Source organism: Leptolyngbya cf. ectocarpi LEGE 11479 (assembly GCF_015207065.1).
Lineage (GTDB): Bacteria > Cyanobacteriota > Cyanobacteriia > Phormidesmidales > Phormidesmidaceae > Leptothoe > Leptothoe ectocarpi.
In genome coordinates, this window is record NZ_JADEXP010000477.1 from 1 (window position 1) to 3,802 (window position 3,802).

Consider the following 3,802-nt stretch of genomic DNA (forward strand, 5'->3'; position numbering starts at 1 on the left):
TCCCCTCGGCTATCGGTAGGCAGATCGTTTTATCCCCGGCGACTCCTCGTCGTTTGCGTTTGGCCATCGTCCTTGGCCTCCAAACTCTATGCCCTCATTTTAGCCAAACAAACTGAGTTGGAACTAGGATTACTCGATGAATGACCTCGTCTGTACTATCGCGTCTGTACTGAGTAATCAGAACCCTCGCCAGGGTAAGATGTTCGTACTCATGTAGATAGCTCAGCTCATCGTCTACCGACAGATTGAGATCTCGCACCCAGCTCAGGGCTTCAGCCAGTTTGCCTTGCCTCACCCACAGCCGTGCCCTCAACGCTGCGACCGGGCGCACATCTGGAACTGGCATAGACGTTCGGTGGTAGAGCTGCTCGGCTTCGTCAAGCTGGTCGAGGGCGATCTGGAGACCGCCCTCGGCGGCTTTTAGTCGTGCCTGCATCACCCACCAAAGATATTTAACCCCCGATAGCGAAGCCTGCTGACGTAGCGTTTCACCCTTCAGCAACAGCTGGCTGGCAGCCAACCGATCGCCTTGTTCGTAGTGCACTTCACTCAAGGCCAAATACAGTTCTGGCGTGCCCGGCAGCACCGGGTCGCCCTGCTCTTTTGCCAGCTGTAAGGACTGCTCACAAATATCAATCGCCCGGTGGAGACGCCCCTGGGCCATGCTCATCTGTGCCAGTATCAACGTGCCACCAATGGCAATCTGAGGGAGGCTCATCTGCTTAAAAATTGCCAGACCCTCAGCAAAGGAACGGTAGCCAGCCTCTGGCCTGCCGCTGGTCCAGTAGGCCAGACCAAGCAGGGCCACGGTTGTACCTCGCTCGTACTCCTCATCTTCTGGCAACAGTTCGAGAGCCTGCTGAGCGTACGTCACAGTGCTAGACACATCCCTTAGCGCTTGAGCCCGATAGGCACGGGCATTGGCGATGGAGGCGGGTAAAGACTGCAGCTGGGCGTCGTCCGTAACCGCCAGCGGCTCCTGTGAATCTGCGGCCAGGCATCGTTCTGCGTCTTGCAGACGGGCTTCAGCCGCGTCTAGCTGGCCATCGTTCAATAGCACGAGGGCGTAGGCAACGCTGAGGACGGGCCGATGGCGAATCAGGGGGGCAGGAGTGACGTGATCCAGCCCAGTACGGTGGTTTCTCGCTGACGCCGACGCATGATCGGCCATATTCGCTCTATTAGACCTACCGCGCGTTCAAAATCTTGAGCTGCCAGGGCATGACGAATTGCATCAGAAAACAGATCATTCTGCTCGTACCATTCACTGGCTCGTCCATGCAGCCTGGGTATCTGTTCTGGCCATTCCATCCGGGCCTGAAGCACATCGGCAAATAGGTGATGATACCGATACCATTGACGCTTGTTATCCAAGGGAATGATGAACAGGTTGCTACGCTCCAGCGTTTCCAGCATATCCTGGCTACTGTTTTGGTCGGTAACAGCATCACAGAGATCACCGCTCAAACGTTCCAAGATAGCGGTTTGCAGCAAAAAGTGACGGATAGGATCGGGTTGCCGTTGCAAGACCTCTTCTAGCAGATAGTCCACAATGTAGCGATCATTCCCCGAAAAAGCGGCGACAAAATCAGAGATATTCTCTCGCCCTTGCAGGGATAGCGCCGCGAGTTGCAGCCCAGCGATCCACCCTTCAGTTCGCTTTTCTAAAGCGGTCACATCCGCCGCAGAGATCTCTAACCCCATACCCTGGTGCAGAAAAGCCGCCGCTTCGTCCGGGGTAAACCGCAGGTCGTTCACCCTGAGCTCGGTCAATTCTCCGTGAGACCTTAGCCGAGCCAGGGACAGGGGCGGATCGGCACGGCTGGCAATAATCAAATGCACATGGGGTGGCAAATGGTTAAGCAAAAAGCCGATGCCGCGATGAATGGCCGGGGTCTCAATCCGATGATAATCATCCAAGATTAGGACAATATCTGCTTCAGCGGCAGTCAGCTCATTGAGCAAGGTCATCAAAACTGACTCAATGGGGGGTGGCTGGGGTGATTGTAGTAACGAGTGCGATCGCACCCCTAAACCAGGTTGAATTTTCTGCAGAGCGGCGATCAGATAGCTCCAGAAAACAGCCGGGTCGTTGTCGCTTTGATCTAAAGAAACCCAGGCAGCGCGTCTCGTTGGCACAGCTGCTACCCATTCTGCTAGCAGCGTCGTTTTACCAAACCCTGCCGGGGCTGAAACCAGGGTTAGCTTGCGCTTTGGGTGGATGCAATCGATCAGTTGCGATCGCGAAACCAGAGCAGCAGACCATTGGGGAAGATAAAGCTTGGTCTCCAGGAGAGGAATTCCTGCAATCATAGGCTTACCGCAGCAGTCATGACTACATCATTTGAGGACATCATCAGCTTATGGGCTAACCTGACCGATGCTACAGCTTACGTCCAAGCTCGAAAAAATGTATTGTCTTGCCAAACAGTGGCCGTTTTCTGCTCAATGTTGGCTAAGTCAGTCTCATTCAACATTTGAAATTTCGTAGCAGCCCTCACATTTTCTTCCAACTGCGCAATGGTTTCAGCGGCAATCACGGCACAATGAACTCCGGCCTGCGACAGGGTGTACCCCAGCGCCTGATGCATGCCATCCAACACCCCCGGTTTTAGCAACCGACCATAGGCCGGGACCTTCATCGCCGTGACGCCAACGTTTTGAGCTTGAGCGACTACTAGCACCGTCGGAATAAACGGTCGAGGATGGTGGATATCGGCTGCATTAACTGGAATCAGCGTATGGTCGAATGGATAGCGCTGTAGACCCGTTGCAATCACCTGGGGTTCATGATGACCGGTAATACCGCTAAAGCGAACTAATCCTTGCGCTTTGGCGTCTTCTAACGCCTTGATGGCACCATTGTTGCCAAACAGCGTGTCGAGTTCAGCCTCAAAAGATACATGGTGAAACTGCCAGAGATCGAGATAATCGGTGTTAAGCCGACGCAACGAGCGCTCTAGTTGACGCCAAGCGCCATCATAATCGAAAACTGCTGTCTTACTGGCCAGAAAGATCTCGCTTCGATACGGGGGCAACACTTTGCCTAAATACTGTTCACTCGGTCCATAGCTTGCGGCTGTATCAAAATAACGAATGCCTAGGGTTAAGGCTTGTTGGATCTGGTCTATGGCCGCTTGCTCCTGATCGGGGCTTGACAGTGGCGTGCGACCGGCTCCACCTAGACCCAAAATGGGTAGCTCTACTTGAGTACGTCCCAATATCCGCTGCGGCATTGCGGCAGGTGTTGTTAACGAGATAGGCGACGAAGCGGCCTCGACCAAAGCGGTATCCGCCTCGTCCAACGGTGCTGCAGTAGGCTTCTGTTGCTGTGTCGAACATCCAATCAGACCTAATGCAGTCGTAACGCTAGTTGCAAGAAACTGGCGACGACCGTTTCTACGATAGATTTTCATACTGTCGCGATGGCTTGGCGGCTGTTTCTTCTGTTATAGCGTTGGTCACATCAGTTAGGACACGTCGTATTAGGAAAATAGCCCTATGCAGAACAAACCTGCCCCGGCAGAATACCTCTGATTGAAAATCATAGAAGCGGGGGATAGGCATTTTCCACCAGCATTCATCGCGCCCATGTAGCTGACTTCATCTGCATAGGGGTTCCAGTCATAGAAATCAGCGGAGCGGACCGGCTGACCACCAGTATAGTTTTGAAGAAATGGCTCAGCGACTGGGGTGCTGCCGGAGGTATTTGAAACAAAACCATCCACTGCATTTACGCCAGCCTGTGTGCCCTTAATCGTATCTGTGATCAGGTTCACCGTCGGACCAAACGCGCTGTCCC

General features: G+C 53.7%; 3 protein-coding genes and 1 pseudogene. All 4 read right to left on the bottom strand.

Annotation, left to right across the window (positions count from 1 at the left end; translation table 11 throughout):
- Window positions 1-94: 94 nt before the first annotated feature.
- Window positions 95-1,171 carry a tetratricopeptide repeat protein gene (locus tag IQ260_RS31295; RefSeq protein WP_228016516.1) on the bottom strand — a complete coding sequence of 359 codons (1,077 nt, stop codon included), beginning with the start codon at window positions 1,169-1,171 and terminating at the stop codon, window positions 95-97.
- Window positions 1,099-2,313 (bottom strand): MalT transcriptional regulator family protein, encoded by a 1,215-nt coding sequence (locus IQ260_RS31300; RefSeq protein ID WP_228016517.1) that lies wholly within the window; start codon window positions 2,311-2,313, stop codon window positions 1,099-1,101. Before IQ260_RS31300 ends, IQ260_RS31295 begins: the two co-directional genes overlap by 73 nt.
- A gap of 77 nt (window positions 2,314-2,390) precedes the next feature.
- On the bottom strand, window positions 2,391-3,416 hold the full coding sequence (locus IQ260_RS28605) for an aldo/keto reductase (protein WP_193996468.1): 1,026 nt from the start codon (window positions 3,414-3,416) through the stop codon (window positions 2,391-2,393).
- A gap of 69 nt (window positions 3,417-3,485) precedes the next feature.
- Window positions 3,486-3,802 (bottom strand): annotated as a pseudogene (locus IQ260_RS28610) (glycoside hydrolase family 6 protein); the annotation flags it as partial.